The sequence below is a fragment of the Nonomuraea sp. ZG12 genome (genome assembly GCF_052068115.1).
Taxonomy (GTDB): Bacteria; Actinomycetota; Actinomycetes; order Streptosporangiales; family Streptosporangiaceae; genus Nonomuraea.
In genome coordinates, this window is sequence record NZ_JBQHCW010000071.1 from 1 (window position 1) to 4,503 (window position 4,503).

Genomic DNA, 4,503 nt, shown 5'->3' on the forward strand with positions numbered 1-4,503 from the left:
GGTGAGCCGGAGGTGTCGCTGGCGGCGGTGAACGGACCGGACTCGGTGGTGATCTCGGGTGAGGCCGCCGCCGTGGACCGGATCCTTGAAGAGTGGCGAGGGCGGGGCAGGCGGGTGCGCCGGTTGCGGGTGAGTCACGCGTTCCACTCGGCGCGGATGGACCCGGTGCTGACCGAGCTGGACGAGATGGCCGCCGGCGTGGAACACGCGGCCCCGAAGGTCGCGTGGGTGGGCGCCCTGTCGGGCGAGCTGATCGCGGCCCCGGAGGCCGGGTACTGGGCGGCTCAGGCGCGGCAGCCGGTCCGGTTCGCGGACGCGGTCACCACGATGGCGGCTCAAGGCGTCTCGACGTTCATCGAGATCGGCCCGGACGGGACCTTGTCCTCGATGGGCGCGGCCGCTCTCGACCAGGACGCACGTTTCATCCCAGTGCTGAATCCGAAGGTCCCGGCGGCCGAGGCGGTGCTGACCGGGCTGGCTCAGGCGCACGTTCAGGGCGTACGGGTGGACTGGCCGGCGGTTCTGGCGGCCGGGCAGCGAGCCGAACTGCCCACCTACGCGTTCCGGCATCAGTGGTTCTGGCCGCAGGGCCCGGCGGCGGCCGCCAAACCGGTTCAGGCCGGAGGCGGGACGGAGGCGGAGGCGCAGTTCTGGGCGGCGGTCGAGCGTGGTGATCTGGCTGGTCTGGCCGGTGCGCTGGAGGTCGACGCGGGGCGGCCGTTCAGTGAGGTGCTGCCGGTGCTGGCTTCGTGGCGGCAGCGGGAGCGGGAGGAGGCGCGGGCCTCGGATGTGCGCTACCGAGTGTCCTGGGTGCCGGTCGCCGATCCGGAGCCGTCCCGCCTGACGGGCACCTGGCTGGTGGTGGCGGGTCCGGCGGGTGCGGGCCTGGCCGAGGAGTGTGTCCGGGCGCTGGGCGCTCAGGGCGCGCGCACCGTCGTGGCGTCGGTCGCCGCGCAGGATGTCTCGCGGGAAGTGCTGGCCGTCCGGATCGGTGAGGTGCTCGCGGAAGGCGAACCGGCAGGCGTGCTGTCGTTGCTGGCCTTGGAGGAGGTGCCGCTGGCCGATCACCCCTTCGTCTCGGCCGGTCTGGCCGGGTCGGTGGGCCTGGTGCAGGCGCTGGGCGATGCCGGGATCGACGCGCCGTTGTGGATGGTGACCCAGGGCGCGGTGGCGGCCGGTGCCCGGGAGGGTGTCTCGCGTCCGGTGCAGGCGCAGGTGCTGGGCCTGGGCCGGGTGGCGGCGATGGAGAACCCGGATCGGTGGGGCGGGTTGATCGATCTGCCGGTGGTGCTCGACGCGCGGGCCGGGGTCCGCTTGGCGGGTGTGCTCGCCGGGTGCGGCGAGGATCAGGTCGCCCTTCGTGCCGCCGGCATCTTCGGCCGTAGGCTGACCCGCGCGCCGCGACCGGTGGGTGCTCCCGGACCGGCCGTCCGTGACTCCCCTGTTCGTGACTCCTTCGCGCGCGGCACCGTGCTGGTGACCGGAGGGACCGGGGCGCTCGGCGGGCGGGTCGGGGTGTGGCTGGCCGAGCGTGGCACGGCCCGGGTGGTGTTGTGGAGCCGTTCGGGGCCGGGAGCCGCGGGAGCCGCCCGGTTGGCCGCGCGGATGGCGGCCGAGGGGTCGGCCGTCGCGGTCGTAGCCGGTGACGTGGCGCGGCGTGACGACGTGGCCGGGCTGCTGGAGTGGCTGGCGGCCGATGGCTTGACCGGTGTGATGCACACCGCGGGTGTGCTCGATGACGGGGTGCTGGATCGGATGAGCCCGGTTCGGTTGGGGAACGTGCTGGCGGCGAAGGCCGGTGGGGCGGCGCATCTCGATGAGTTGACGGCGGATCTGGATCTGTCGGCGTTCGTGTTGTTCTCTTCGGCGGCGGCGACGTTCGGTGGCGGTGGGCAGGGTAATTACGCGGCGGCGAACGCGTACCTGGACGCGTTGGCCGAGAACCGGCGCGGGCGCGGGCTGGCCGCGACCTCTCTCGCCTGGGGAGCGTGGGCCGGTGGCGGCATGGCGCAGGCCGATGCGATGGTGGAGCACCGGGTCGGCGGCGGGCCGACCAGGGCGTTGGACCCGGATGTGGCCTTGCAGGTGCTGGGGCAGGTGCTGGAGGACGGCGAGGCCGGGCTGACGGTGTCGGACATCGACTGGGCCCAGATCGCCGCCGGCTTGAGTGATCCGGAGCAGGTTCCCTTTCTCCGGGAACTGCCCGACATCCGGGCGTTGGTGCCCGCCGGTGGCGCCGTTGTCCCCGAATCCCGGCCGGCCGGAGAACTGGTCGTGCGGCTGACGGGGCGTGCGCCGGCCGAACAGCTCCAGATCCTCACCGATCTGGTCCGCTCGGAGGCGGCGGCGGTGCTGCACCACCCCACGCCGGAGGCGGTCGAGGCCGACCGGGCGTTCAGTGAAGTGGGTTTCGACTCCCTGACCGCGGTGGAGCTGCGTAATCGGCTCTCCGCGCTCGCCGGAGTGCGGCTCCCGGCGACGCTGATCTTCGACTATCCGACCCCGGCCCGGCTGGCCGGGCATCTGAAGTCCGAACTTCTGGGCGAGGCGGCCGATGTTCCGGCCGCTGCCCCGCCTGCGATGACGGCGGTCGCGGACGGCGACCCGATCGTGATCGTCGGCATGGGCTGTCGTTACCCCGGCGGTGTGCGCGGTCCGGAGCAGTTGTGGGACCTGGTGGTTTCGGGCGAAAGCGCGGTGTCCGGCTTTCCGGTGGACCGGGGCTGGGACGGCGCCCTGCTCGGTGCGCCGGGAGCGGACGCGGCGCAGGGTGGGTTCTTGTATGACGCGGGCGATTTCGATCCGGTGTTCTTCGGGATCAGCCCGCGTGAGGCGCTGGCGATGGATCCGCAGCAGCGGTTGCTGCTGGAGACCTCGTGGGAGGCGCTGGAACGGGCGGGGATCCAGCCGCGCGCGTTGCGCGGCAGCGAGACCGGGGTCTTCGCCGGGGGAACCCCGACCGGTTATGGCGCCGGTCTGGAGGGGAGCGGTTCGGAGAGTTTCCTGCTGACGGGTACGTCGGGAGCCGTGCTGTCCGGCCGGGTGTCCTACGTGCTCGGCCTGGAAGGGCCGTCGGTGACCGTGGACACCGCGTGCTCCTCCTCGCTGGTGACGTTGCATCTGGCCGCGCAGGCGCTGCGGTCGGGGGAGTGTTCGCTGGCGCTGGCCAGCGGCGTGATGGTGATGGCGACGCCGGCGGCGTTCGCGGCGTTCGCCGAGCAGCAGGGGCTGGCCTCCGACGGGCGGTGCAAGTCGTTCGCGGCGAGTGCGGATGGCACGGGCTGGGGTGAGGGCGTGGGCGTCCTGGTGGTGGAGCGGCTGTCGGACGCGCGGCGCAACGGACATCCGGTGCTGGCGGTGGTGCGCGGCAGCGCGGTCAACCAGGACGGTGCGTCGAACGGTCTGACCGCGCCGAACGGGCCTGCCCAGCAGCGGGTGATCCGGGCCGCGCTGGCCAACGCCCGGCTGTCGCCGTCGGATGTGGACGTGGTGGAGGCGCACGGCACCGGCACGGTGCTCGGCGACCCGATCGAGGCGCAGGCGCTGCTGGCGACGTACGGGCAGGACCGGCCGGAGGATCGGCCGCTGTGGCTGGGGTCGGTGAAGTCGAACATCGCGCACACCCAGGCGGCGGCGGGTGCGGCCGGGGTGATGAAAATGGTGCTGGCGATGCGGCATGGCCTGTTGCCGAGGTCGTTGTACGCGCAGGAGCCGACGCCCCATGTGGACTGGGCGGCAGGGAACATCACGTTGCTGGCCGAGGCGCAGGAATGGCCGGCGGGTGGGCGTCCGCGGCGGGCGGGGGTGTCGTCGTTCGGGATCAGCGGCACCAATGCGCACGTCATCCTTGAGGAGGCGCCACCGCTTCTTACGGAACCGGAGCCGGAACCGGAGCCGGTACCGGAACCGGAGCCGGAGCCGGAGCCGGGTCATGGAGATGAGGACGCCGGCCCGGTGCCGGTGGCGGATGTGCCGGTGCCGGTGCTGGCGGGCGGGCCGCCGGTGTGGCTGGTGTCGGGGCGGTCGGGTAGGGCACTGGCGGCGCAGGCGGGCCGGTTGGCGGCTCATGTGTCCGCTCGTCCGGAGCTTGATCCGACCGATGTGGCCTGGTCGCTGGCCACGACCCGGTCGACGTTCGAGCATCGGGCGGTCGTGCTGGGCGCCGGTACGGATGAGCTGGTCGCGGGTGCGGCGGCGCTGGCCGCCGGTCAGCCGGCGGCAGGCGTGACCTCGGGTGCCGTACCGGCTGGCCGGTCGGGCCGGGTCGGGTTCGTGTTCGCGGGGCAGGGGGCTCAGCGGGCGGGGATGGGTGCTGAGTTGTATGCGGCGTCGCCGGTGTTCGCGGCGGCGTTCGATGAGGCGGTGGCGCTGCTGGAGGCCGAGCTGGGGTCGGCGATCCGGGAGGTCGTTCTCGGCGTTCCGGGTCTCCAGGCTGGTACGGATGTGGCGGATCAGACCTTGTACGCCCAGACCGGGTTGTTCGCGGTGGAGGTCGGTCTGGTG

The 4,503-nt window shown here is 73.1% G+C and carries 1 protein-coding gene; it reads left to right on the top strand.

The genetic code is table 11. The annotated features are described in order from the left end of the window. Positions 1-4,503, top strand: a 4,503-nt coding sequence (locus tag ACTMTF_RS49245) for a beta-ketoacyl synthase N-terminal-like domain-containing protein (RefSeq protein WP_441117013.1), incomplete at both ends; no start/stop codon positions are given.